Consider the following 24,562-nt stretch of genomic DNA (forward strand, 5'->3'; position numbering starts at 1 on the left):
CCGGTGCTCACGTACATAAGCACGCTGCGCGCCGGTTCTCGAACCCCACCATTTTCGGCTCGATGTGTCTCCAAATCTTGCAGCCTCTATCTCTTTGCTAACGTGATCTAAGCCTCTCTATTTGAATCATAATCTTATCGGTCCTCGTTTCACGCCGAGAGGACTTATGCCCTAAAAAACGCCGCGCTCATCGCGGCGTTTTTGTGTTTTGCGCCTTGTTTCGCGCGACGGTTGTTATCCGAAATTATCCTTCGCCAGCACGCATAAATCTTTTCAGAAAGCGCGTCGAATTTCGGATTGACTGATTTTGTATCCAGGATATTGTACTCAGAAAAGTTGGGAGGCTTTTCTTTTGGCGGCTTTTGAATGGCGCAGTCAGACCCGTTTGCTGGACGAAGTTGCAGAAGCGCTTCGTGAGAGAATTTATGCGGGCGTTTATGCGCCGGGTGCCATTCTCCGACAGGAACATATCGCCGCCGAATTTGGCATTAGCCGCACGCCATTGCGTGAAGCCTTGCGTGTTCTGGAACGTGATGGGCTGGTTATCCACTTGCCGGGCAGAGGCGTTCGTGTGGCCTCCGCAGATCTCACACGCCTGATTGATGCTTATGCTGTGCGAGAAGTTCTTGATGGCGTTGCTGCACGTTTTGCGGCTGAACGCGCAACAGATGAGGACATTGCAAAGCTGCGTGCCCATGTCGCCGGTCAGGCAACGGTTGTCGATCCATGGGACCCGAAAGCTTATACGCAGACGAATGTCGATTTTCACATGGCGGTGATGAACACGGCGGGCAACGCCTCGCTGATCGCATTCGTTCCGTTATTGCGCATGACATCGCAGGTTTTCGCGCCATCTTTTTCGTTATCGGTAGACCGCGCACGCGATGCAATTCGCGAACATGGAGCAATTGTTGAAGCCATCGCTTCGCGTGATGGGGAAGAGGCCGAGCGGCTGGCGCGGGCACATATCCGCGCAACCACGGCAAGACTGGAGGCGGAAATGCCTCTGCGGGAGAATGAAAATGAAGCATGAAAACAAGTCGGGTGGCTCAGGCCTTCTTCGTTATGGCAATTTCATTGGCGGTCAATGGCAGGACGCTTTGGGTGGCGAGCACATTACGCTTCGCAATCCTTCCGATGGTAGCGATCTGGCTCTCATCGCGCGCGGCACGAAAGCCGACGTCGATCTGGCTGTGGCTGCAGCCCGTGCCGCACTTTCCGGTGAATGGGGCAAGTTGACCGCGACCGAGCGCGGTCGTGTCTTGCACCGCATTTCAGAAGAAGTGTTAAAAAACATCGACTTGTTGACTGATCTTGAATCGAAGGATGTTGGCAAGCCTGTAACTCAGGCGCGCGCCGATGTTGTGGCGCTGGCCCGGTATCTTGAATTCTATGGCGCATCCGCCGACAAGGTTCATGGCGACACGCTGCCTTATCAGAATGGTTTCACCGTTCTGTCGATCTATGAGCCGCATGGCGTCACGGGCCATATCATTCCGTGGAACTATCCAATGCAGATTTTGGGTCGCAGCCTCGGCGCAGCACTGGCGATGGGCAATGCTGCTGTGGTCAAGCCTGCGGAAGAAGCCTGCCTGACCATTCTGGAATTCGCAAAGATTGCTGAGAAAGCCGGTCTGCCGAAAGGCGCACTCAATGTCGTAACCGGACTTGGTGCAGAAGCAGGTGCAGCACTTTCGGAGCACCCGGACGTGAACCACATTTCATTCACCGGATCGGTGCGTACAGGCGAAGCAGTGCAGGCGGCAGCCGCAAAAAACACTGTTCCGGTAACGCTGGAGCTTGGTGGTAAGTCTCCGCAGATCGTTTTCGCGGATGCTGATCTCGACCGTGCCATTCCGTTCCTCGTCAATGCAGGCATTCAGAATGCCGGCCAAACCTGCTCGGCATCCTCGCGCATTCTGGTCGAACGCAGCGTTTATGAAGATGTTGTGGCTCGCATGAGCGAACGCTATCGCGCGTTGAAGGTTGGCCCGGCAGGCGATGATCTTTCTGTCGGTCCCGTTGTATCGCAGCGCCAGAAGGCGATTGTTGACGGCTATCTTGATCTTGCAAAGGAAAGTGGTCTGGCGATTGCGGCGCAAGGTGTGTTGGTGGACGATGCGCCGGAAGGTGGTGCTTATGTACTGCCAACACTGATCCGTGATGTGCCTGCCGACCATCGTCTGGCACAGGAGGAAATTTTCGGTCCTGTTCAGGTCATTCTACCTTTCGATACCGAAGAAGAAGCCATTTCGATTGCCAATGGGACTTCATATGGCCTCGTCTGCGGGATTTGGACCAATGATGGCGGACGCCAATTCCGTTTGGCCCGCGCTATCCATTCCGGTCAGGTATTCATCAATAATTACGGCGCTGGCGGCGGTATCGAATTGCCATTCGGCGGCGTGAAAAAATCCGGACATGGCCGTGAAAAGGGTTTTGAGGCGCTCTACGGATTTGCCTCGCTGAAGACGATTTCCGTGTATCACGGCTGAAATAGCATTTTCAGGGAAAGTGGGAACCGGTTTCCCGTCCGAAAATGTGCTGAAGTTAGAATTTGGGAGAATTGCAGTGTCGCTTGAAGGTAAGGTCGCGCTCATCACTGGAGCAGGTTCGGGGTTTGGTGAGGGCATGGCAAAGCGCTTTGCCAGAGGCGGCGCCAAGGTCGTCATCGTTGACCGCGACAAGGCAGGTGCCGAGCGCGTCGCAGGCGAAATTGGTGATGCAGCACTGGCGGTCGCTGCCGATATTTCCAAGGAAGCAGATGTTGATGCAGCAGTAGAAGCCGCACTGTCGAAGTTCGGTAAAGTCGATATTCTCATCAACAATGCTGGCATCGGCCATAAGCCGCAAAATGCTGAGCTGGTTGAGCCGGAAGAGTTTGATCGCATTCTTGGCGTCAATGTGCGTGGCGTTTATCTGATGACGCGCAAGCTCATCCCACATTTTAAGGGCAATGGTGCCAAGGGAGAGGAATGCGTCATTCTCAATGTCGCTTCGACTGGCGCAGGTCGTCCGCGCCCGAATCTCGCTTGGTACAATGCGACCAAGGGCTGGGTGGTTTCTGTGACCAAGGCGCTCGCTATCGAGCTTGCACCGGCGAAGATTCGTGTGGTTGCTTTGAACCCGGTTGCGGGTGAGACACCGCTTCTCACCACCTTCATGGGCGAGGATACCGAAGAAATCCGCAAGAAGTTCCGCGATTCCATTCCGATGGGCCGCCTGTTGAAACCTGATGATTTGGCTGAAGCTGCGGCTTTCCTTTGCTCGCCTCAAGCCTCTATGATCACCGGGGTTGCGCTCGACGTCGATGGCGGGCGTTCGATTTAAAAAATTGATAAGGGGAGCCAAAGAGAAACGATGAGTAAACTGCTGAAAGCCGGGCTGATTACGGCCACGATGCTTGCATCGATCAACGGTGCCTTCGCAAAGGATACGCTGGTGGTCGGCGAAGTGCTGGAACCGCCGGGCCTTGATCCGACGGCAAATGCTGCTGCCGGTATCCGGCAGGTTACTTATGCCAATCTCTATGAAGGCCTGGTTCGTATCGTCGAAGACGGCACTGTAAAGCCACAGCTGGCCGAAAGCTGGACAGTTTCTGACGATAAGAAGACTTACACCTTCAAACTTCGTCAGGGCGTGAAGTTCCACGATGGGACGCCATTCGATTGTTCGGTTGTGAAGTTCTCCTATGAGCGTGCGGTGGCTCCAGATTCCACCAATGCGCAAAAGGGTCTTTTTGAACCAATCGCCAGCACCGAGTGTCCTGATCCAGCGACTGCAGTTGTAACGCTGAAGCGGCCAACCTCGAACTTCCTGTTCAATATGGGGTGGGGCGACGCGGTTATGATCGCTCCGAATTCGGCAGCCGATAACAAGACCAAGCCTGTTGGAACGGGTCCGTTCAAGTTCAAGCGCTGGGTGCAGGGTGATCGTGTCGAGCTCGACCGTAACCCGGACTATTGGGGCGAGCCAGCAAAGCTTTCTGCGGTCACTTTCCGCTTTGTGAGCGATCCTTCTGCAGCAGCCGCTGCAATCCTTGCCGGCGACATTGATGTCTTCCCAATGTTCCAGGCACCGGAATTGATCAGTCGCTTCAAGAGCGATGATAAGTTGCAGGTCGAAGTCGGTGATACTGCAGGCAAAGTTCTGCTTTCGCTTAACAATGCCAAGGCTCCATTCGACAATGTGAAGGTGCGTCAGGCACTGGCTCATGCCATTGACAGCAAGGCGCTGATCGAAGGTGTCTATTCCGGTTTTGGTACGCCAATCGGCTCGCATTATGCGCCGGTCGATCCGGGTTATGTCGATCTTTCGGAGACCTATCCGTATGATCCGGCAAAGGCGAAGCAGCTGCTGGAAGAGGCGGGTGTTCCGGCTGGCACGTCAATAACCATCACGCTTCCACCTCCGGCCTATGCGCGTCGCGGTGGTGAAATCATCGCGGCCATGCTGGCAGAAGTGGGCATTCAGGCCAATCTCGTTCCAATCGAGTTTGCACAATGGCTGGATCAGGTATTCAAGCGCTCGGATTTCGATGCCACGATCATTGCACATACCGAAGCGCGTGATCTCGATATCTATGCTCGCGACAAATACTACTTCAACTACAACAACCCGGAATATAAGGCGCTCTACAAAGCCTATGCCGAGGCCGGTAGCGACGAAGAACAGCTCGAACTGGTGAAGAAGCTTCAGGAAAAGCTTGCTGCAGACGAGCCGAATATCTTCCTCTATGCGCTGCCAAAAATCGGTGTGTGGAATAAGAACGTCAAAGGTCTGTGGAAGAACATGCCGATCCCGGCTGATGATCTGACACAGGCTTACTGGGCCGAATAAGAACATTTCCGCCCCGACTTTTTTGGCGGGGCGGTTTTACGCGAATAGCCGTGCAGCGATAACAATCAAGGGGCTGCGGCACGGCGAGAAATGGAATGTGGAGTGAATGGCGTGAAGCGCTCATTCCTGCATTATTATGACGCACAATCTAGTCCGACAGGCCGGACAAGTTTTCGGGATTGTGCTTAGGAGGTCGCCTTGCTGGCATATATTTCCGGGCGAATAGTTTCGCTCTTGCTTACGACGCTTGCGGCCTCCGTCATCGTCTTCCTGTTGATGCAGGTGCTGCCGGGCGACCCTGCCGCAGTTATCCTCGGTATCAACGCGCAACCTGAAACACTGGCAGCGCTTCACAAACAGCTCGGCCTCGATCAGCCGCTTTGGTGGCGGTATCTTTCGTGGATTGGCGGTTTTCTGAAGGGGGACTTCGGCACCAGCTACACCTATTCCGTGCCGATCAGTGAATTGCTCGGACCACGCATTATGGTCACGCTGCCGTTGGCGCTTTTGTCCATGGTTCTGTCGGTCGCGGTAGCTATTCCCGTGGGCGTTTATGCGGCCTCCAAACGCGGCAAAACCGGCGATGTGCTTTCGATGGGTGTGGCGCAGGTGGGTGTCGCTATCCCGAATTTCTGGCTCGGCCTGCTTTTGATCCTGCTGTTTGCTTTGCAGCTTGGCTGGTTTCCAGCTTCTGGCTTTGCTGGCTGGGAAGGTGGATTCTGGAACGGTATCCGCTCGCTGTTTCTGCCCGCGCTGGCTCTTGCCCTGCCGCTTGCCGCTATTCTTGCCCGCGTGACGCGTTCCGCCGTCATCGAAACGCTGGGTGAGGATTTCGTGCGGACCGCGCGCGCAAAAGGTCTTACCCGTAACGCGGCACTCTGGCGCCATGCGGTGCCAAATGCGCTGATCCCGGTTGTCACGATTATTGGCCTGCAATTCTCATTTCTGTTGGCTGGAACGATCATCATCGAAAATGTCTTCAATCTTCCCGGCCTTGGAAGGCTGGTGTTTCAGGCAATCGCCCAGCGCGATCTGATAACGGTGCAGTCGCTGGTGACGCTGCTTGCGGCTTCCGTGATTACGGTCAATTTCATTGTCGATCTTGTCTATGGCTTCATTGATCCGCGTCTTTCGACGGGAGGCAGCCGATGAGTGAGGTTCAGACAATTGCAAAGCCAAGCCGTTTTCGGACGCTGTTTTTAAGCCGCAGCCTTGTGATCGGTTCGCTTGTTACCGCTATTCTGGTGGCTATGGCTCTCGTCTCCTATTTCTGGACGCCTTATTCACCCACCGCCATGAACTTCCGCGACAAGCTGCAGGGGCCGAGCTTCAGTCATCTGTTCGGAACGGATAATTTCGGTCGTGATGTGTTTTCCATGATTATGGTCGGTGCGCGAAATTCCATTGCCGTGTCGATTATTGCTGTGCTTGTTGGCGCGGGTATAGGTATCCCTCTTGGTGCCTTTGCTGCAGCGCGCGGTGGATTGGTCGATGGCTTTGTCATGCGTATGACCGATCTGGCCTTTGCATTTCCGGCGTTGCTGACCGCAGTCATTATCACGGCCATTTTTGGCCCCGGTGCGGTCAACGCCATGATTGCAATCGGTATTTTCAATATTCCCGTCTTTGCCCGTGTTACGCGTGGTGCATCGCTTGGGCTTTGGAAGCGCGAATATGTGCAGGCAGCGCGTTGCGCAGGGCGCGGCGATATCTCGATCACGCTGCTGCATGTTCTGCCCAACATCAATCATGTGCTGATCGTACAGGCGACTATCCAGTTCGCACTCGCCATCGTGGCGGAAGCAGGTCTCTCCTATGTGGGGCTTGGTACACAGCCGCCAATGCCGAGCTGGGGCAAGATGCTCAACGATGCACAGACCTTTATCTATGATGCGCCATGGCTGGCGATCTTCCCCGGTCTTGCCATTACACTCGCAGTCCTTGGCCTCAACATGCTGGGTGACGGTCTGCGCGACATACTTGATCCGCGCGTAAGGAGGCAGAGATGATAAGAGCTTTGCCAAAAACACCTCTTCTTGAAATGGACAATATGTCTGTCGAGCTGCCATTTGGCACGCGCACTGCAGATATCGTGTCGGGCATTACATTAACCCTCAACCGTGGTGAACGCCTGGGTGTTGTGGGTGAATCTGGCAGTGGCAAGTCGATTACCGCGCTTGCTGCCATGGGCTTGCTGCCTGACCGGATGCGCGTGCGCGGAACCTTGCGTTTTGATGGGCAGGATCTGGCAAACAAGCCAGAAGCCGAACTCTGCAAAATGCGCGGTCGTCGCATGGCGATGATCTTTCAGGAGCCAATGACAGCGCTCAATCCGGTTAAAACCATTGGTGCGCAAATTGCCGAAGGCCGCCGTCTGCATCTTGGCGAAAGCCGCACTGATGCCGAACGCAAGGCGCGTGAGTTGCTGGATCGCGTGGGACTACCTGCACCACGCTTTAATCTCGATCTGTATCCGCACCAGCTTTCCGGAGGGCAACGCCAGCGCGTGATGATCGCCATGGCGATTGCCTGCGAGCCTGATCTGTTGATTGCTGATGAACCGACCACGGCGCTCGATGTCACTGTTCAGGCACAAATTCTTGATCTCATGGATGAGCTGATCGACGAAACAGGCACAGCGCTGATGCTCATTACCCATGATCTCGGCGTTGTGTCGGAAATGACCGACCGTATCGCAGTGATGTATGCCGGGCGGATTGTAGAAACGGGGCGAACCGAAGCCGTGTTCAATCGTATGGCGCATCCTTATGCGCGGGGGCTGTTTCAGGCTTCTCCACATGGGGCTAATCTGGTTCGCGATCATACGAAGCCGCGTCAGCGCCTCGCTGCAATTCCCGGTGTTGTACCGGACCCGCTGGCCCGCCCGCCATATTGCAGCTTTGCTGATCGCTGCGCATTCGTTGAAGGCGATTGTCGAAAACTCATTCCGCCGCTCGATCTGATCGGTGAAAGCGAAGGCATTGCCCATCGCGCTGCCTGTCTGCATCCACGCGATGGCGAGGTGCTGGTATGAGCAAGATGATTTTGCAAGTTCGTGATGTCGTGCGTGAATATCAGCTCCCGCGCCCATCATTCCTTTCAAAGCCGGGATCGTTACGCGTTCTCCACGGTGTCAATGTCGAGATCGAAGCAGGGCAAAGCCTTGGTATCGTGGGCGAAAGCGGTTCGGGAAAATCAACACTTGCCCGTGCTGTGATGGGGCTGGAACGACCGCAATCTGGCCAAATCCTTATCAATGGTAAGGATATCTACGCGCTTGACCGTTCTGGCCTGCGTGAAGCGCGTAAAGGTTTTCAGGCGATCTTTCAGGACCCTTATGGTTCGCTCGATCCGCGCCACACGGTAAAGCGGATCATTTCGGAGCCGATTGTTTCACTGGAGCGCGGGACAAGCAGCAAGGAGCGTGATGAGCGCGTGGCAGAAGTGCTGGAAGCTGTCGGCCTCCCAAAAGCATCTGCCAAAAAATATCCGCATGAGTTTTCCGGGGGGCAACGCCAGCGTATCGCTATTGCTCGCGCCCTGATTACCAAACCGGCGCTCATCGTTGCTGACGAACCTGTTTCAGCTCTTGATGTCTCCATTCAGGCGCAGGTTCTCAATCTGATGATGGATCTGCAGGAAAAGTTCGGCCTTTCCTATCTTTTCATCAGTCACGATCTCGGTGTCGTGCGCGCAATTACCGATCGTGTAGCGGTGATTTATCACGGCAATATCGTCGAGCAGGGAGAGACCAACGCGGTCTTCGACAATCCGCAACATGAATATACGCGCGCATTGGTTGATGCTGTGCCGAAGCCATTTTCGGGACGGCGCAAACGCGCCCGCAAGCTCAATTCTACAATCAAACTACCAGAATGAAATAAGGGAACGCCATGTCTTCACTTGCCGATTTGTCAGCTGTCGATCTTGTTTCTGCCTATAAGGCGAAATCGCTTTCGCCGGTTGAAGTTACGGAAGCTGTAATTGAGCGCATCGAGGCCTATGAGCCGAAACTGAATGCGCTTTGGGCTTATGATCCGGAAAACGCGAGGGCATCTGCGAAGGCATCGGAAGAACGTTGGGCAAAAGGTGAGCCCGCTGGCCCCATTGACGGCGTGCCGCTGACGATCAAGGAAAATATTGCCACGCAAGGTACTGCTGTTCCGCTCGGCTGTGCGGCACTGCCTCTCAATCCTGCAGCCGTTGATGCGCCGCCCGCAGCCCGCACCCGCGAGGCTGGTGGCGTGCTTTTGGCTAAAACAACCATGCCTGATCTCGGTATGTTGTCCTCTGGGCTTTCGAGCTTTCATAAGCTTGCGCGCAACCCGTGGGACTTGAACACCAATCCGGGCGGTTCAAGTGCTGGTGCAGGCAGCGCTGGTGCTGCTGGTTACGGGCCACTGCATATCGGTACGGATATTGGTGGCTCCATCCGCCTGCCGGCCGGCTGGTGCGGTCTGGTTGGGCTGAAGCCGTCCTTCGGGCGTATCCCAATCGATCCGGCGTTTCTTGGTCGCGTTGCTGGTCCGATGACGCGTACGGTTGCCGATAGCGCGCTTTATATGTCGGTGCTTTCCCGTCCTGATCGCCGTGACGCGATGAGCCTGCCATATCAGGATATCGACTGGATGGACCTTGATATCGATGTAGAAGGTCTCAAAATCGGCCTCTGGCTCGATGCCGGTTTTGGCGAACCAACGGGCGATGAAACACGCGCGGCGGTGGAAGCTGCAGCGAAGCTGTTCGCGGATGCTGGCGCGATTATTGAGCCGGTTGCTCCATTTCTCAATCGCACCATGATCGATGGGCTTGATCGCTTCTGGCGCGCACGTTCCTGGGCCGACGTCTCTAAAATGACGCCGGAAAATCGTGCGAAAATCTTGCCATACATCTATCAATGGACTGAAACCGCTGAAGGTTTGACTGGCGAGGAAGTCTATTCCGGCTTTTCGCAAATAGATGCGATGCGCCATGCAGCCCTTGCGGCGTCGAAAGATTTCGATTTCATCATTTCCCCAACCGCTCCAATGCCGACCTATCCGGCGGAATGGGCCTCTCCGGTCAATGATCCGCAGCGTCCTTTCGAGCACATCGCGTTTACCGTTGCGATGAATATGTCGGAACAGCCTGCAATCTCGCTCAATTGTGGCTATACGTCCAAGGGGCTGCCTATTGGCTTGCAGATTTTTGGCCAGCGCTTTGATGATCTGGGCGTGTTGCGTCTCGCCCAGGCATATGAAGATATGCGACCCGTTCAGCGTCCTTGGCCCATCATTGCATAAGAAGAAAGGCCGCGTGATGCGGCCTTTTCTTTATTTTGATCTGAGTGGCGCTCGCTCTTTATAGCGGTCGACGGCAGTGAGCTTCTGAATCAACGGCTCTGCATCGCGCCAAGGGTAAATCTCTGTACGCAGATATTCGAGTTCGGCTTCGAGTTCATCTTCATCGATTTCCGTCCACCAGGATTTCGGGCGCCCGTCGCTGCCATCAGACCAGCGGTAGCGGCGTTCTTTCAGCTTGTCCTTCATTTCAAAAGGGCTGTTTTCTGCATAAATGCGCAGGCGCGATTTCTGGCTGGCCTTCAGCAATTCTGCAAAAGGTGTCGTCTTGCCGGATTGTTCCTTCAGCACGGCGAGCAACGCCTGACAATCATCTTCTGCACGGTGGCCATTATGGAAATAGCCGCTCTGGCCGATCAGATAACCAAGCTTGGTGCCTTCAAAGCCGCGAGCCGTCCAGTCAATCTCCTTGACCGAACATGCCCAGGGCTTGTTTTCAAAGACTGGTGAAAAACGTTCCAGAAAGGGCCGATCAAAACCTGCATTATGCGCAATGATGAGATCCGCACTGCCGATCAGTGCTTCAAGCTTCGCACGCGGAATGATCTGCCCGGCGACCATCTCATCAGTAATACCGGTGATACGCGTAATATCGGCTGGAATTGGCTTTGAAGGTTCCTGCAAAGCGCCAAAAGTTGCACAAACATCACCAATGGAGCCATCATCCGCATAGCGGAAGGCCACAGCGCCAATCTCGATGATTTCTTCCTGCACAGCACTCAAGCCCGTCGTTTCAGTGTCAACCACAACCCCGAGCCTAGGAAACGCAACCGTGTCTGCATCCGGCACTGTCGGCGGTGGGTCAAGTCGCTGCAAGATACGATAGCGCCCGCTGTCTTTCAGGCGTTGGACCATTTCCGCTTCATCAGGGCCGGTCGTCTTTCCGGGTTTGGTGCGGGCAGGGCGCAGTTCTGCCTGCTTAACGTCGCCTTCGGCAGAAGGGACAAAGAGGTCGAACTGGTGGCGCATATGTTTTCTCCGCATTGGGGCTGTGCGTAGCTATAAAATGGCATTTCACGGCATGCTGACCAAGCCCTCAATAAATTTAGTAACAGGTAATGTTGGTGTTTCAGCTTGCTATTGGCGTATTTAAGTCATTTTTTGAAATCGATATTTGGGGATAAGTTTTTCCTTCGAAATTCTTTACATGATAACAGTTGCTGCGAATGCATTGATTGTAGTTATTTATCAGAAAATTATTATGTTATAATGTAGTAAATTAAAATAATACCTAAACTTTTATGCTGAATTTATTCTTGATTTAAATCGTTTATTGTCGTTTGAAGGATGTTCAATTTGATTTTCCATAAATTTTTTAATTAAACGGTATCATAGGTCGTGAAATTTGTTCCACCACTCCTGATTATATTGTTTGCGACGACCATGTCTGGCGTCTGGATGCTAGACACCAGACGCAGGCATATGTTGTTCTTCGGGCTGGGTTTTGCAACCTTTGCTGCTGGTTTGTTGCTGCAGGTTTTGCAGCTCTTACCGAGTTTGAATGCGGCAGTATTTACAGCAACAGCACTTTATCTCTTGGCTGGCCTTTTCTTCTGTGAAGCTGTCATGCTTCGGCCGGACAAGCAGTTTTCGCCTTTTGCGGGCGCATCGATTAGCGTACTGACACTGGCGGTAATAGGTTATCTGGCTCAGGTGGGGGCGGATTATAAATATATGGCCGTTGCATCCAATTTTGGGCTTGGCGCAATGATTGCCACGCTTTGTCTGCAGTCGCGGGCGCTAATGCAAGGCAAATGGATCGAGCGCACATTGCATGGTTTTCTCACGATCCTTGCCGCGCATTTCTTCCTTAGAAGCATCCTTACCGTCAAAATGCTTAGTGGAATTAGCACGACAGAACAGCTGATAAGGTCCCAATATTGGACACTGGTTACAATCTCTGTCTCTTTCATAGGTGTGTTGCTGGGTCTGGTTATTTTGGTCGTCGCAACTGCTGATGTGATTAACGAACTGCAAGCGGAGCGGGATTCAGACCCTCTCACCGGGGCTCTTAATCGTCGAGGTCTGGAGCGAGCTGCGAAGCGAAGCCTTATGGCTGCTGAGAAGAACAGGCTTGCCGTTATCATTGCTGATATTGATCATTTCAAAGCGATCAACGATGAATTTGGTCATTCTATCGGTGATCAAGTGCTTGTTGAGTTTTCATCGCTCCTGCGTTCGGCTTCGGAAAAAGGAGCCATTGTCGGTCGTGTCGGGGGTGAGGAGTTTGTTTTGATTGTGAAGGGCGGTGCCGAGCAATGCGAGATATTCGCCAATCGTCTGTGCAGCCATGTCGCTCGCTATAGTTTTTCGATGCTGCCGAACGGGCGAAGCGTAACCAGCAGTTTTGGTCTTGCGGTCATACGGGATCACGAAACGGTCTGGGATGCAGCAGCGCGTGCGGATCTTGCTCTTCTAAGGGTAAAACGGCGCGGTCGTAATCGTGTTGCGGCGGAAGGTGTCGAGTTCAAATCTGCAGGCCAGATCGACTATCTGCTCACGGCATAGTGAGCCTTTCAGCTGCTCCAGCCATACTTTCTTTTCTGAAGACGGGTGATCGTAAAGAATTTAGTTACCATAATTCTTCATGCTTAGTGCGACTTTCAAGTTAGCACTTTCGCCATGATTGCTTCGCTTTTCTGCCGAACTTTCATGCAAAGCGACAGCGAGAAAACCAGTTATTATTCAGGACGAGTAGTATGGCGTTCGTCACAGACACGTATGATTTTGCATTGCCACGCGGGATTAATATTCCCAACCCTTTTGTATTTAAAGGTATTTTACGTGTCGCAGCTCTGCTGGGCGCAGGTCTTCTGGCTGGAAGTTGCCTGATGACGACCCTGAGCACCGTGGAAGCTGTTCTGCCTGCTTTTGTGCCTTTGGCCCCCGCAATGCGACGTCTTCCCGCCGCAACCCCACATCAATTGGCTGTTGTCGATCAAAAAATCGGCATGGGGCATGTCATTCGCCAGCGGTTCATCGAAGCCTATACCGCTGATGCGCCATATTCCAATCTTGATTGGCGGCGCAGCAAGGTTGCTGAAGATGCTCCCATCATTGCTGATGTGGGTCCGGAAGCTGTTATTGAAGCTGAGCCTGTGGCAATGGCGGCCGTAATTGAGCCGCGCGCGGAGCGCGTTGCGCCGCCTGCGCCCGCTCAGGATGTAGTGTCGCCTGCAGTTATCGCCTCAGCGACAAGTGCTGCGCAAACTGCAGCTCAAGACTATAGCGCAAGCGCAATAGCAGCGTTGCCATCCGGTGACGCTATCCCAGTTCCGATGGCGGCACCCGATGCTCAGATCGCGCGTGCGCCGATTGAAGATGACACAGATAGCTTTCTGCCTGATGATGTGCCGTTTCCCGGTCAGAAGCCTGTAATCGACAGGCCAACTGTTACGAAGCCACAAAAGCAGGAAAAGACGCAACTGGCTTATGCGCCGCCAAGTGGGCAGACAGAGAACATTCAACGCGGCCTTTTCGGGCGTCTGTTCGGTCAGGCTGCACACAACAAGACTGCTATTTATGATATCTCTGCTGCTACGGTTTATCTGCCAAGTGGCGAAAAACTGGAAGCGCATTCGGGCATGGGCCACATGCGTGACAATCCGCGCTATGTTGACCAGAAGATGCGTGGCGCTACGCCACCGAGCACTTATAAGCTTCAGATGCGTGAAAGCCTATTCCACGGGGTCGAAGCAGTGCGTCTGCTCCCAGCCGATGGTCGCAATCCGTACAACCGCGACGGGCTGTTGGCGCACACATACATGCTGCGCCGGGCAGGGGATTCAAACGGTTGTGTGGTGTTTAAGGATTATGCCCGCTTCCTGCGTGCATTCAAACGCGGTGAAGTAAACAGGATGATCGTCGTGACGAGCATGTCGTCATCATCAAAGCCGGCGCGTATTGCATCGATCTTTTGATCTCGCATAGTGAGACCAGAGCTGAATTATAGCATTTCCAGCAAAAGTGCGAAGCGCCTCCGCAGGGAAATCAGTTCGTGGACTGATTTCTTTTTCTGCTGCAATGCGTCGGATAATGCGTAAAAGCAAACAGTTACAGTGGTTCCAACGATTCATTCTTAACTGGTACCGCTGTAAGATCAGCTCTGGCTTAAAGCATATCGCGGAAAAGTGGAAACCGGTTTTCCGATAACTTCAAGCGTAAAAAAGTGCGACACGCTCTAGTGGATTGAATTTGACGTTTGAATCCCGGCTGACACTTATGCTGTTTCAAACGTCAAATTCGAAAAATCCACTAGATATCTACATCAAACGCCAATGCTTTTATAAAGCGGTGCAGTGATGTCGAGGATCAATTCAAGAGCACGCTCCGTAGCCTGCTTGTCTTCAGGCAGTTCAAATTCTGCAAGCTCAATAGCCGCGATTTGCGACGCCGGAATTGCGGCCAGCGCATCGCGCAGCTGTGGCGCAAGCAACCCGGCTTCGATTGCATAGGCGGCTGGAATTAAGCCCGGTTCCATCACGTCCCAATCGATATGCACCCAGACAGGGCGGGTGCCGATGGCTGCCAGCAGCGTTTCTGCATTGGCAGCCTCTGGCTTGATAATCGTAACGCCCTTGCTTTCGAGCGTTTCCATTTCTTCTGGGTCAATGTCGCGAGCGCCGAAAATGACGACATTTTCAGGGGCGACATTGCCGCCATGTCCGCTATCCCAAAGGCCGCAGATACCAGCGAGCGCCATGCCGCCCATATAACCCGAGCCTGTTGTGTCGGGTGTGTTGAAATCGCCATGTGCATCGACCCAAAGAACGGTCAGTCCATCAATCTGGCTGGCTGCTTGTGGAATGGTTGCAAGGCTTGCCGAGCAGGTATTGGTAGCCAGAAGCGGTCGCCGACCCGCCTTCAATTCATCAGCAACCGCAGCAGCAAGGCCTTTGAGTGTGTCATGAGCCTGCGGCAATGCTTCACTCCAGTCATCAGAAACAGCAGCTGCAGGCGTACCCACGGTTTTGACGGAAAGGTCGTAGCGCGCTGCCAAAGCATTCGCGACCGCTAAAGCGCCGGGAATGGCGCCGGGTGTGCGATCTGCTACTCGGCCTTGAGAGGTGATGATACTGGATTTCATGCGAGTCGTCCTTGATACTTACAACTGAGCAAGCCTGCTTTTAGCGAAGAGGAGGAACCGAAGCTATCTCTTTGTTTTCCTGCAATTTAAGGCCTGGAGTTTGTTTTTGTTTCATAGACAAACAACGGAGCAGGATATGCCGTTCGCCCGTTACTCAGGATGATTGACCCAAGGTTTGTGCCGATCACGAAAATGCGTTCTCGTAATCAAAGACAAGTTGATATAAGCCTGCGCGACACCACACCCAACTTCAGCTAAGCATTTCGAGCGAAAGCGTGAACTGCCGTTTGCGTCCCGAAATGCGAAACAACCAAAGTCAGAGCGATTAAGACAAATCAATCTTTGCCAGAGCCTTTTTGGTGATGTTGGTGAAACTGATCCCCAAGCTTGCAGTTAGAAACAGGAACCGATGATGTTCAACGGTTTTCGGCTTTTTGTGCCCATATTGGCCGGTGCCAATCTTCGAGATCGCCTTATCGGCAGTCTGGGCGCATTAATCGGTATATGCCTGACGGGGCTGATAACCGCACTCGTAATGGGCAGGAGCATCGAGCTTCCGCTGATCGTCGCACCGATTGGCGCGTCGGCTGTGCTGATATTTGCTGTTCCTGCAAGCCCCTTGGCGCAACCATGGTCGATCATCGGTGGCAACGTAATCTCAGCTCTCGTCGGGATAACGGTTGCGCGCTTCGTCGGCAATCCGTTGATTGCCATTGGCCTCGGCGTTGCTCTTGCTATTGCAGCCATGTCGGTTTCGCGTTGCCTGCATCCGCCCGGCGGTGCCGCAGCCCTGACAGCTATTATTGGCGGATCGAGTGTTACCGATCTCGGTTATCAATTTGCTTTTATACCGGTCGGTTTGAATTCCGTATTGCTGGTTGCTCTTGGCATTGCGTTCCATAAATTGGCTGGGCGAAAATATCCGCATGTGCCAGCGGCAGCGCCTGCCAATACACACAAGACCAGTGACCTTCCTGCGCCCTTGCGCGTCGGTTTTACGTCTGACGACATCGCCACGGCGTTGAAAGAGGTGGATGAGACTTTTGATATCGATCCGGGGGATCTGGATCGATTGCTCAGGCAGGTGGAGCTACAGGCACTCATTCGCACGCACGGGACAGTGGCTGCGAAAGATATCATGTCGCGCGATGTTATCAGCATTGCAGAACATGATAGTCCGGATGAGGCACGGCGCTTGCTGCTTGAGCACAATATCCGCACTTTGCCTGTCATTGGTGAACAAGGAAAGCTGCTCGGCACCGTTGGTCTGCGGGAGCTCAACAACTCAGCTGCTGAGGTCGGCGCGCTGATGATTGAAGCGATAACGGCACAAAAGGACGAGCCGGTCGTAAAGCTGGTGCCATTGCTGACAGATGGTCGTTCCCACGCTGTCATCGTCACGGATCAGGATAATGTTGTTCAGGGACTTATTTCACAGACGGATTTGCTGAGCGCATTGGCTCGCTCATTGCGGTTTCAGGAGCCGGAGCAGCCGAAGAAGCGTAAGTCGCGTCTGCACCTTTTACGCGGTGCTGGAATTTAACCTACAAGCCCAGCCAGCTCCCATCGGAGCTGGCTTTTTTATGTGACTACGCCGCTTTACACCTGCGTTTCGTCGGTGTTGATACGGTCTGGCCGCCGATCCGCCGGTCCAGACAGAAACAGATCACACCTATTCTGCCCGCATCAGATTCTGAAGGAGTAGAGAATGCGCGGCGCGGATATTTTGGTGCAAATGCTGATTGGCTACGGCGTTGAGACGATTTTCGGGGTGCCGGGCGATACAAATGTGCCACTCTATGAAGCACTGCAGCAGCGTGAAGGCGAAATCCGCCATGTTATGGCCCGCGATGAGCGCTCGGCTGGTTATATGGCCGATGCTTATGGTCGCTTTTCCAATAAGCCGGGGGTTTTTGAATGTCCGTCGGGCGCAGGCGCCATGTATTCGCTGCCACCCGTTGCTGAATCAAACGGCTCGTCCATCCCTGTCATCCTGCTGACCATCGACATTCCGCTGCCAGGCGAAGGACGAGGTGTGCTGACCGAGCTTGATTGTGCCAAACTCTTTGAGCCAGTGACGAAGCTTTCCGTACAGGTAAAATCAGCCGAAAAGCTGCCCGAAATCATTCGTCGCGCTTTTCGTGTGGCCTGCTCTGGCAAGCCGGGCGCCGTGCATCTCCAGATACCCGAGGATATGTTGCTTGCCGAGGTTGATCCGGCGCGGATATCGCTGCATGCCGAAGAAGAGTGCAAAACATTCCCGGCTTATCCAACGCTTCCGCCCAGGCAAAAACTTCATGAATTGCTGGAGCTGATTGCCAAGGCCGAGCGCCCATTGATTGTTGCAGGTGGTGGCGTCAACCGCGCCCATGCCGGTGGGCTCATCACCCAGCTTGCCGAACGTTACGGCATTCCCATGTGTACGACGATGACTGGGCAGGGCGCGATTGATGACGATCATCGTCTGGCCATTGGTGTGATCGGGGACAACGGTTATCATCCTCATGCCAATTGGGCGCTGGAACATTCTGATTTCACATTGTTTGTCGGCTCTCGCATCGGTTCTGTGGTTACAATCGGCTGGACCTTCCCGAAGATCACACTCAACAGACGCCTCGCGCAGATTGATATCTCGCCTGAAATCATGGCCAATAACTATGAAAACCTGCTCTCCATTCAAGGCGATGCGTTGTTGGTTCTGGACGAATTGCTGCAGGTCGAGCCGACAATTGAGCCTGAGAAACACGAAGGCTGGATTGAGGAGCTGAATGCCCATCGCCGCGAATTCTGGGAACATGCCGAAGAAGCTCTCAGCGATGAGCGTGTTCCCTTGCGTCCGGAACGTGCCGTGCGTTCGTTTAACGAAGCACTGCGCCAATCGGGAACACCAGCACTGATTTACTCGGATGCTGGTACGCCGACACCCTATATGACCCGTTTTCTCAAGATCAACGATAGTGAAACACGCTTCGCCATTCCCCGCGCTTTCGGCGGCTTGGGTTCAGCTCTGCCCGCAACAGTCGGTGCGTGGCGCGCCGACCCTAACAAGCGACCGATTGGATTATTCGGTGATGGTTCATTCGGCATGACAGTTGGAGAGCTTGAAACATTGGTGCGACTGCAAGTGCCAGCAATTCTTGTTCTTTTCAACAATGGGACGTTTGGCTGGATCAAAGGCCTGCACCGTCTCAAAGGGCACAATCAATGTTTTGGCGTGGATTTTCTGGCGCCAAAAGGACAGGCAATTGCTGAAGCTTATGGACTGAAAGCCTGGACTGCCAAGACTGCTGATCAGCTCGATACTGCGATGGCGGAAGCGTTTGCCTGGAAAGACGGCCCTTGCTTTATCGATGTCCATGTTGAATCGATTGCCGACCGTGTGCCGCCGGTCTATTCGTGGCTCTTAAAACGCGGCGAAGACCCGCTCAATCTCAAGCCCGTTGAGCGTTCTTACGCCTGAACCTGCGACGCCGCAGACAAAGAATGTCTGTGGCGTTTTGCTTCTGCAATAAACCCATCGCGGAACAGGCGCACATTTTTTGATCCCTGACGCGCCTGCGCTGCACAGAGAAAATAGCTTTCTCCAGATGTTTGCACACGATCAAGTGCAAGCTTGAGTTTTCCAGAGCGCAACTCCTCCTGTACGAAAATTCTGGGCGCAATGGCGAGCCCCATACCTGCCACGGCGCATTCGATAATAACGTCATGCGTTGGCAGACGCGGACCAAAAATACGCTTGTTGTAATGGATACCCGCACCGCGCAGCCAGTGCAGCCAAAGGCTTGGCCTGTTCGAATTCTGAATCAGCGGAAAATCGAGCAACTCGACGTCGCCGGCCAGGCCTTTTTCGGGCACAACATCCGGTGAACCTATCACCACAAGTTCTTCCGGGAAAAGCAGATGGCTGCGGACATTGGACCAATTGCCGATGCCACGCAGAACTGCCAGATCGAGATCAGACTTGCTCCAGTCATGATCATGGGAGCAGGGAAACACTTCAAACCAAATTTGCGGATGTGTTCTGGCGATGGTGCTGATTATGCCCGGTGCCCATTTCCGCATCAATGTTGGCGGCAGCCCGATCTTGAGCAGGCTTTGCGTTTTATAGCCGCGCACCGCATCCATCGACACTTCTTCAAGCTTTGCAAGAATGCGCGAGACTTCCTCGTAATAGCTCTGCCCTTCTTCCGTCAGAACCAGACGCGGCCCCGCACGCTCAAACAGTTTAAGCCCCAGAAAAGATTCAAGATTCTGAATCTGGCGGCTAACACCGCTTTGCGTCATGCCGAGATTTTCGGATGCACGCGTGAAGCTCAGATAGCGCACGGAAGCATCAAACGCATGGAGTGCTGAAAGCGAGGGAAGAAAGCGGCGCATCGGGTTTCCTTCAGATTTAATCATGAGTTTAAGTCATGCTTAATCCAATTTTCAATGCTTTTATTTGATGAGAAAGCGCCGCATTCTCATTGAAAAATAAATATAAGGGAACACGATGGACTACGGTGATAGTATCGACCGAAATCTGGTCAGTATCCTGGAAGAAAACGCGCGTCTGCCAGCAAGCGAGCTGGCACGGCGGGTAGGCCTTGCCCGGTCGAGCGTTCAGGAACGCATTGGTCGCCTTGAGCGACGCGGCGTTATATTGGGCTATCGCGCGATCGTCCGCCGTACAAAGGACGACAACAGCATTTCCGCCTATCTGTTCATCACCGCCTCGCAGCGCATTGTGCAGCGTCTGTTTGCAACATTGCGTGCCTATCCGGAGATCCTGACTGCTGATGCCATCAGCGGACCTGCCAACATATTGTGCCGGGTTCATGTCGGTTTTCTTGAGGATCTTGAGGCTTTGATTGAAGAGCTGGCGCAGATCGAAGGGATCGAAAACGTCAGTTACTCGGTGGTACTTTCCAATAAATTCAATAGAGAAAGCAGCCTGGCGCATTCCAGCGCGCAGTAATGCTCGGTTCAAAAAGAGGGAAACAACAATGAATAGACGTGAGTTTATCCAGACAACGCTTTTGGGTGGCACAGCGGTCATGCTTGCACCTGGACTTTCCTGGGCTGTTGACGGCGGTGCTACGCTGAAAGCCATCAAGGATCGGGGTGCGTTGCGCATTGGCGTGTTTAATGGCACCGCTCCATACTATCAAAAAGACCTTGCGACGGGAGAATGGGCAGGCTTTTGCGTTTCCATGGGCAAAGACCTTGCGGAATATATCGGCGTGCCGCTGGAAATGGTCGAAACCACCTGGGGTAATTCCGTCATGGACCTGCAGGGCGGCAAGATCGACATCATGTTCGCATTGAGCAACAATCCTGAGCGTGCCAAGGCTGTCGATTTTACCGAAGCCATGATGGATAACGTCTTTACCATCATTACGAGCAAGGATCGTGAGATCAAAAACTGGGAAGAGCTGAACAAGCCGGAAATCCGTGTAACGGTTGATCTAGGATCAACACAGGATCTCTTCGCCCGCAAGACATTACCGAATTGCACACTCGTTGCGCTCAAAGGAGCGGATGAAACGATCATCGCGCTGCAGTCGGGCCGCGCTGACGCAATCGTGCAGGTTGCGTTAATGTCAGTTGTCACCACGCACAAGCTTGGCAGCAAATACAAGGTCTTCGTTCCTGAGCCACAGGATAGCCAGCCCACCACAATCGGCGTGCGCAAGGATGCAAATGGCGAGTTCCGCGACTACGTCGATGTCTGGCTTAAAAAGCGTCGTGAAGAGGGCAAGGTCAATGAATGGATCGTCAACAGCCTTTCGCTAGTGGGCGTGCAGCCATCAGACTTGCCGCCAACTTTGAAGTTCTGACGCGTCAACCATCATGCAGCATCAGCAAGGATCACTCGGTGTCATCATGCTTGACACCGGCTTCCCGCGTCCGCCTGGAGATGTCGGCAACCCGACATCATGGGAGATGCCGGTAAGGTTCAAAAAGGTTAGCGGAGCATCGCCCGACAAGATCATTCGTCAGGGTGGTGCCGGGCTGATCGAAGATTTTGTCATTGCTGGCGAGGCTCTGATTGTTGAAGGATGTAGGGCGCTCGTTACTTCTTGCGGCTTCATGGCACGCCATCAGAGCACTTTAAGCGGAAAACTGTCGGTGCCAATTGCGACCTCCAGCCTGCTTCAGTTGCCGATGGTCAGCGCATTGGTTGGCCCGCGGCGCACCGTGGGAGTAATCACCTATGATGAAGCAAGCCTTGACGATGCAATCTTCGCTGCCTGTGGTGCCAGCATCGGCACGCCAAGGATTGGTATGCCGGGCGGTGGTGCCTTTCGCGAGTTGATTGAAGGCAGCGGAACTTATGATCGCTCGGCTCTCGAAACTGAAATTACAAAGGCCGCACAAGAGCTGAAGTTACGCGAACCCGATCTTGGTGCCGTTGTTCTTGAGTGCACAAACATGCCGCCATTTGCACAGGCAGTCGCAAAAGCATGTGGCTTGCCGGTGTTCGATGTCCTGTCGTTGGGGCATTGGCTGTTCAGCTCAACGTCTTCCCGTGCCTTCGCCGGGATGTCAGAAAGAGTGAATTAATGGACTATCAATGGGACTTTTCCGGCCTTTGGCAGTATCGGGGATTATTCCTCCAGGGCCTCGCCTATACAGTCGGTTTTACGATTATAACCGTCCTCTCGGGCATATTCGTTGGAACAGTCTTTGCTCTTGGCAGGCTTTCCGGCAACAAAATCATCACCGTGCCCATTATGACGGTTGTTGAGATATTTCGCTGTACGCCGGTGCTGGTGCAGTTGGTCTGGTGCTATTACGCACTTCCCATGTTGATTGGTTTTGAAATTTCGCCTGCGATGGCGGCTTTCATTACGCTTACCTTCTATGGTGCTGCATTTTATGCGGAAATTATTCGTGGTGGCATTGTTTCCATTGATGCAGGCCAGTGGGATGCAGGGCGTGCAATCGGTATGCGCCGTGGCCAGCTCATGGGCAAGATCATATTGCCGCAAGCACTCCGCCGCATGGTGCCGCCACTTGTCAACCAGTCCGTGCTTCAGCTGAAAAACACATCGCTTTTGTCGGTGCTTGCTGTGCCTGATCTTCTTTATCAGGGCCAGCTCGTAACTTCGGCTACCTACCGGCCGCTTGAAACCTACACCCTGATTGCAGTGCTTTATCTCGCAGTTCTCTTCCCTCTGACACGGCTCGCGCATGGGCTGGAAGGCAGGCTGAAATGATGAGCCTGATGAAGCAAGCAAGCCTTGTGGAGATAAGCCATGAATGCTGAACCGATGATCGAAGTGCGTGGGCTGAAAAAGTCTTTCGGCGACATCGAGGTGCTGCGCAATATCAGCCTCACGGTCGAACGCGGGCAGGTGGTTGCGCTTATCGGGCCAAGCGGGTCCGGCAAATCGACATTGCTGCGCAGTCTCAATCTGCTTTCGCTGCCAGACGCGGGTTACATCGCAATTGGTGAGCAGAAGATCGATTTCTCGTCCGGGAACGTGTCGCTCAAGGACAAATATCTCGCGGCATTCCGCGCCAATACCGGGATGGTGTTCCAGAATTTCAATCTGTTTCCCCATATGAGCGTTCTCGATAACGTTATGATCGGGCCGGTCACTGTTCTCAAACAGGACAAGAAGGCTGCCCGCGAACTGGCTATGGAACTATTGGAAAAGGTCGGCCTTGCCGCCCGTGCGGACGCCAGACCAGAACAGCTCTCTGGCGGACAGAAGCAGCGTGTTGCGATTGCAAGGGCGCTCGCCATGCGCCCCGATGTGATGCTGTTTGACGAGGCAACATCGGCGCTTGATCCGGCATTGGTCGGTGAAGTTCTGGCGGTCATTCGGCAATTGGCCGAGCAGGGTATGACGATGATCCTTGTGACCCATGAAATGGCCTTTGCTCGTGATGTCGCGGACAAGGTCATCTTCATGCAGGACGGTTACGTCGTTGAAACCGGTGATGCCCGTCAGGTGATCAATGAGCCGCATGAAGCCGCAACCCGAGAGTTTCTGAGCCATTTCCACGGCGGTCTCGCATAAATGCACGCGCAGAACGGATAAATGTCATGACAGGCAATGTTATTGTCGTCGGGGCTGGCATTATCGGCTCCACCACCGCTTTGCGGCTCGCTGAAGCCGGTTTGAAAGTAACACTGTGCGACGGCTCAGAACCGGGCGGCGAGCAAAGTGCAAGCTACGGAAACGGTGGCTGGATCAGTCCGGCTTCGATCATTCCCATGAGTATGCCCGGCCTGTGGCGACAGGTTCCCGGATTTCTGCTTGATCGCAACGGGCCACTGACCCTTGACTGGAAATCGGTTCCAAGGCTGACACCATGGCTCATGCGTTTCCTGCTCGCAGGGGCCACAAAATCGCGGGTGACAAAAACTGCGGCCAAGCTCAACTGGCTGCTTAATGATGGACCAAAACGCCATCTCGAGCTGGCCAGCAAGACTGGGCAGGAACATCTCATCGTGCAGAAGGGCCTGCTTTACGCCTATCCTGATCGTGCAGCCTTTGAAGCTGAAGCGCTTAGCTGGCAGCTGCGCCGTGATAACGGCGTTCTGTTCGACGAATGGCAGGAAGCAGAACTGCGTGAACGTATTCCGGCGCTTGGAGGCAATTTTCGCTTTGCCATTCATGTGCGGGAGGGCGCCCATTGTCTGGATACCGGAACCTATGTTGCGGGTATCGCCACACAGGCGGAAAAAGCGGGCGTTCATCGGATCCGCAAGAATGTCGTCAGGGTGCTTACCGGTGTTTCGCCGCGTGTTGTCTTCGAGAACAGCGAGAGTATTGCTGCCGATCATATCGTGCTTGCGGCGGGCATTCATTCCGGGAGTATCATGCGTGATCTCGGCTTATATGTGCCGATGCAAAGCGAGCGCGGCTATCATGTAACCTTGCCGATGGCCGAGCTTCCCTTTGATATCCCGATCATGCCGAGCACCGGGCGGATGGGCAATACGCCGACCAATATGGGTTTGCGTCTATCCGGTCAGGTGGAGCTGGCAACGGTGGAGAAAGCGCCCGACTGGCGGCGCTCGGAGGTGCTGCTCAAGCACGCATTGGCGAGCTATCCCAATCTGGCAAAACAGGATCTGCAGCATCTCAAGCTTTGGATGGGGCATCGCCCGTCGCCTGCAGATGGCGTTCCCGTAATAGGTAAACTCACGCAGCATCAGGGGATCGTTGCTGCCTTCGGTCACGGTCATATAGGGATCGCTGCAGCGCCCAAAACGGCCGAAATCGTTCTCGACGCAATCAACAACGTACCCCCGTCAGACAGTGTTTGCGCCTTCTCGCCAGCACGCTTCGGCTGTTAA

At 53.9% G+C, this 24,562-nt stretch carries 22 protein-coding genes; 19 read left to right on the forward strand and 3 right to left on the reverse strand.

Going from position 1 to position 24,562, the window contains the following annotated elements; translation table 11 throughout:
* Positions 1-352 precede the first annotated feature (352 nt).
* From RT142_RS06175 to RT142_RS06215, 9 genes are all read left to right on the forward strand, one after another.
* The gene (locus tag RT142_RS06175) at positions 353-1,033 is read left to right on the forward strand and encodes a GntR family transcriptional regulator (protein ID WP_007878950.1); all 681 of its coding nucleotides are present in this window, start codon (positions 353-355) and stop codon (positions 1,031-1,033) included.
* On the forward strand, positions 1,023-2,495 hold the full coding sequence (locus RT142_RS06180; RefSeq protein ID WP_007878952.1) for an aldehyde dehydrogenase family protein: 1,473 nt from the start codon (positions 1,023-1,025) through the stop codon (positions 2,493-2,495). Before RT142_RS06175 ends, RT142_RS06180 begins: the two co-directional genes overlap by 11 nt.
* A gap of 76 nt (positions 2,496-2,571) precedes the next feature.
* The gene (locus RT142_RS06185; protein ID WP_194779269.1) at positions 2,572-3,330 is read left to right on the forward strand and encodes a glucose 1-dehydrogenase; all 759 of its coding nucleotides are present in this window, start codon (positions 2,572-2,574) and stop codon (positions 3,328-3,330) included.
* Positions 3,331-3,360: 30 nt separating this feature from the next.
* Positions 3,361-4,839, forward strand: coding sequence for an ABC transporter substrate-binding protein (locus RT142_RS06190; protein WP_064321639.1), 1,479 nt, complete (start codon positions 3,361-3,363; stop codon positions 4,837-4,839).
* Positions 4,840-5,037: 198 nt separating this feature from the next.
* Positions 5,038-5,991 (forward strand): ABC transporter permease, encoded by a 954-nt coding sequence (locus tag RT142_RS06195; RefSeq protein ID WP_007878959.1) that lies wholly within the window; start codon positions 5,038-5,040, stop codon positions 5,989-5,991.
* Entirely contained in the window at positions 5,988-6,848 is an 861-nt protein-coding gene (locus RT142_RS06200) for an ABC transporter permease (RefSeq protein WP_064321641.1), read from the forward strand. Before RT142_RS06195 ends, RT142_RS06200 begins: the two co-directional genes overlap by 4 nt.
* Positions 6,845-7,873, forward strand: a complete 1,029-nt coding sequence (locus RT142_RS06205; RefSeq protein WP_313027964.1) for an ABC transporter ATP-binding protein — start codon at positions 6,845-6,847, stop codon at positions 7,871-7,873. Before RT142_RS06200 ends, RT142_RS06205 begins: the two co-directional genes overlap by 4 nt.
* Positions 7,870-8,718, forward strand: coding sequence for an ATP-binding cassette domain-containing protein (locus RT142_RS06210; RefSeq protein WP_112805948.1), 849 nt, complete (start codon positions 7,870-7,872; stop codon positions 8,716-8,718). The genes RT142_RS06205 and RT142_RS06210 overlap by 4 nt, the downstream gene beginning before the upstream one ends.
* A gap of 14 nt (positions 8,719-8,732) precedes the next feature.
* The gene (locus tag RT142_RS06215; RefSeq protein WP_112805950.1) at positions 8,733-10,121 is read left to right on the forward strand and encodes an amidase; all 1,389 of its coding nucleotides are present in this window, start codon (positions 8,733-8,735) and stop codon (positions 10,119-10,121) included.
* Positions 10,122-10,151: 30 nt separating this feature from the next.
* On the opposite strand, the gene RT142_RS06220 is transcribed toward RT142_RS06215, so the two are convergent.
* The gene (locus tag RT142_RS06220; protein ID WP_112805952.1) at positions 10,152-11,147 is read right to left on the reverse strand and encodes a 3'-5' exonuclease; all 996 of its coding nucleotides are present in this window, start codon (positions 11,145-11,147) and stop codon (positions 10,152-10,154) included.
* Positions 11,148-11,516: 369 nt separating this feature from the next.
* Here RT142_RS06220 and RT142_RS06225 point away from each other — a divergent pair, with 369 nt between their 5' ends.
* Together RT142_RS06225 and RT142_RS06230 are read left to right on the forward strand one after the other, a co-directional pair.
* The gene (locus RT142_RS06225; protein WP_313027967.1) at positions 11,517-12,686 is read left to right on the forward strand and encodes a GGDEF domain-containing protein; all 1,170 of its coding nucleotides are present in this window, start codon (positions 11,517-11,519) and stop codon (positions 12,684-12,686) included.
* A gap of 191 nt (positions 12,687-12,877) precedes the next feature.
* The gene (locus RT142_RS06230; protein ID WP_094543614.1) at positions 12,878-14,098 is read left to right on the forward strand and encodes a DUF2778 domain-containing protein; all 1,221 of its coding nucleotides are present in this window, start codon (positions 12,878-12,880) and stop codon (positions 14,096-14,098) included.
* Positions 14,099-14,445: 347 nt separating this feature from the next.
* Here RT142_RS06230 and RT142_RS06235 read toward each other — a convergent pair whose 3' ends face one another.
* The gene (locus RT142_RS06235; RefSeq protein WP_313027969.1) at positions 14,446-15,264 is read right to left on the reverse strand and encodes an arginase family protein; all 819 of its coding nucleotides are present in this window, start codon (positions 15,262-15,264) and stop codon (positions 14,446-14,448) included.
* A gap of 409 nt (positions 15,265-15,673) precedes the next feature.
* On the opposite strand from RT142_RS06235, the gene RT142_RS06240 reads away from it, so the two are divergent.
* Together RT142_RS06240 and RT142_RS06245 are read left to right on the forward strand one after the other, a co-directional pair.
* Positions 15,674-16,807, forward strand: coding sequence for an HPP family protein (locus RT142_RS06240; protein WP_064321649.1), 1,134 nt, complete (start codon positions 15,674-15,676; stop codon positions 16,805-16,807).
* Positions 16,808-16,972: 165 nt separating this feature from the next.
* Positions 16,973-18,724 carry a thiamine pyrophosphate-binding protein gene (locus RT142_RS06245; RefSeq protein ID WP_113159134.1) on the forward strand — a complete coding sequence of 584 codons (1,752 nt, stop codon included), beginning with the start codon at positions 16,973-16,975 and terminating at the stop codon, positions 18,722-18,724.
* On the opposite strand, the gene RT142_RS06250 is transcribed toward RT142_RS06245, so the two are convergent.
* Positions 18,715-19,641: a LysR substrate-binding domain-containing protein gene (locus RT142_RS06250; RefSeq protein WP_313027971.1), complete on the reverse strand. Its 927-nt coding sequence runs from the start codon at positions 19,639-19,641 to the stop codon at positions 18,715-18,717. The two genes, RT142_RS06245 and RT142_RS06250, sit on opposite strands and share 10 nt — an antisense overlap.
* A gap of 115 nt (positions 19,642-19,756) precedes the next feature.
* Here RT142_RS06250 and RT142_RS06255 point away from each other — a divergent pair, with 115 nt between their 5' ends.
* From RT142_RS06255 to RT142_RS06280, 6 genes are read left to right on the forward strand one after another with little or no spacing between them, the layout of a single operon-like run.
* Positions 19,757-20,221 (forward strand): Lrp/AsnC family transcriptional regulator, encoded by a 465-nt coding sequence (locus tag RT142_RS06255; RefSeq protein WP_079212908.1) that lies wholly within the window; start codon positions 19,757-19,759, stop codon positions 20,219-20,221.
* 28 nt (positions 20,222-20,249) lie between these two features.
* Positions 20,250-21,083, forward strand: coding sequence for a transporter substrate-binding domain-containing protein (locus RT142_RS06260; RefSeq protein WP_313027973.1), 834 nt, complete (start codon positions 20,250-20,252; stop codon positions 21,081-21,083).
* A 13-nt stretch (positions 21,084-21,096) separates the two neighbouring features.
* Positions 21,097-21,810, forward strand: coding sequence for an aspartate/glutamate racemase family protein (locus RT142_RS06265; RefSeq protein WP_079212906.1), 714 nt, complete (start codon positions 21,097-21,099; stop codon positions 21,808-21,810).
* The gene (locus RT142_RS06270) at positions 21,810-22,466 is read left to right on the forward strand and encodes an amino acid ABC transporter permease (protein WP_012093406.1); all 657 of its coding nucleotides are present in this window, start codon (positions 21,810-21,812) and stop codon (positions 22,464-22,466) included. The genes RT142_RS06265 and RT142_RS06270 overlap by 1 nt, the downstream gene beginning before the upstream one ends.
* Positions 22,467-22,505: 39 nt before the next feature.
* The gene (locus RT142_RS06275) at positions 22,506-23,276 is read left to right on the forward strand and encodes an amino acid ABC transporter ATP-binding protein (protein ID WP_079212905.1); all 771 of its coding nucleotides are present in this window, start codon (positions 22,506-22,508) and stop codon (positions 23,274-23,276) included.
* Positions 23,277-23,302: 26 nt separating this feature from the next.
* Positions 23,303-24,562 (forward strand): NAD(P)/FAD-dependent oxidoreductase, encoded by a 1,260-nt coding sequence (locus RT142_RS06280; protein ID WP_079212904.1) that lies wholly within the window; start codon positions 23,303-23,305, stop codon positions 24,560-24,562.

The sequence above is a fragment of the Brucella sp. genome, assembly GCF_032066345.1.
GTDB classification, from domain to species: Bacteria; Pseudomonadota; Alphaproteobacteria; order Rhizobiales; family Rhizobiaceae; genus Brucella; species Brucella pseudogrignonensis.

Coding starts and splice junctions, on each gene's coding strand:
- RT142_RS06265 (WP_079212906.1), top strand. CDS start 21,097: ATGCAGCATCAGCAAGGATCACTCGGTGTCATCATGCTTGACACCGGC.
- RT142_RS06280 (WP_079212904.1), top strand. CDS start 23,303: ATGACAGGCAATGTTATTGTCGTCGGGGCTGGCATTATCGGCTCCACC.
- RT142_RS06245 (WP_113159134.1), top strand. CDS start 16,973: ATGCGCGGCGCGGATATTTTGGTGCAAATGCTGATTGGCTACGGCGTT.
- RT142_RS06200 (WP_064321641.1), top strand. CDS start 5,988: ATGAGTGAGGTTCAGACAATTGCAAAGCCAAGCCGTTTTCGGACGCTG.
- RT142_RS06240 (WP_064321649.1), top strand. CDS start 15,674: ATGATGTTCAACGGTTTTCGGCTTTTTGTGCCCATATTGGCCGGTGCC.
- RT142_RS06180 (WP_007878952.1), top strand. CDS start 1,023: ATGAAGCATGAAAACAAGTCGGGTGGCTCAGGCCTTCTTCGTTATGGC.
- RT142_RS06275 (WP_079212905.1), top strand. CDS start 22,506: ATGAATGCTGAACCGATGATCGAAGTGCGTGGGCTGAAAAAGTCTTTC.
- RT142_RS06235 (WP_313027969.1), bottom strand. CDS start 15,264: ATGAAATCCAGTATCATCACCTCTCAAGGCCGAGTAGCAGATCGCACA.
- RT142_RS06205 (WP_313027964.1), top strand. CDS start 6,845: ATGATAAGAGCTTTGCCAAAAACACCTCTTCTTGAAATGGACAATATG.
- RT142_RS06220 (WP_112805952.1), bottom strand. CDS start 11,147: ATGCGCCACCAGTTCGACCTCTTTGTCCCTTCTGCCGAAGGCGACGTT.
- RT142_RS06210 (WP_112805948.1), top strand. CDS start 7,870: ATGAGCAAGATGATTTTGCAAGTTCGTGATGTCGTGCGTGAATATCAG.
- RT142_RS06215 (WP_112805950.1), top strand. CDS start 8,733: ATGTCTTCACTTGCCGATTTGTCAGCTGTCGATCTTGTTTCTGCCTAT.
- RT142_RS06230 (WP_094543614.1), top strand. CDS start 12,878: ATGGCGTTCGTCACAGACACGTATGATTTTGCATTGCCACGCGGGATT.
- RT142_RS06250 (WP_313027971.1), bottom strand. CDS start 19,641: ATGCGCCGCTTTCTTCCCTCGCTTTCAGCACTCCATGCGTTTGATGCT.
- RT142_RS06270 (WP_012093406.1), top strand. CDS start 21,810: ATGGACTATCAATGGGACTTTTCCGGCCTTTGGCAGTATCGGGGATTA.
- RT142_RS06190 (WP_064321639.1), top strand. CDS start 3,361: ATGAGTAAACTGCTGAAAGCCGGGCTGATTACGGCCACGATGCTTGCA.
- RT142_RS06260 (WP_313027973.1), top strand. CDS start 20,250: ATGAATAGACGTGAGTTTATCCAGACAACGCTTTTGGGTGGCACAGCG.
- RT142_RS06255 (WP_079212908.1), top strand. CDS start 19,757: ATGGACTACGGTGATAGTATCGACCGAAATCTGGTCAGTATCCTGGAA.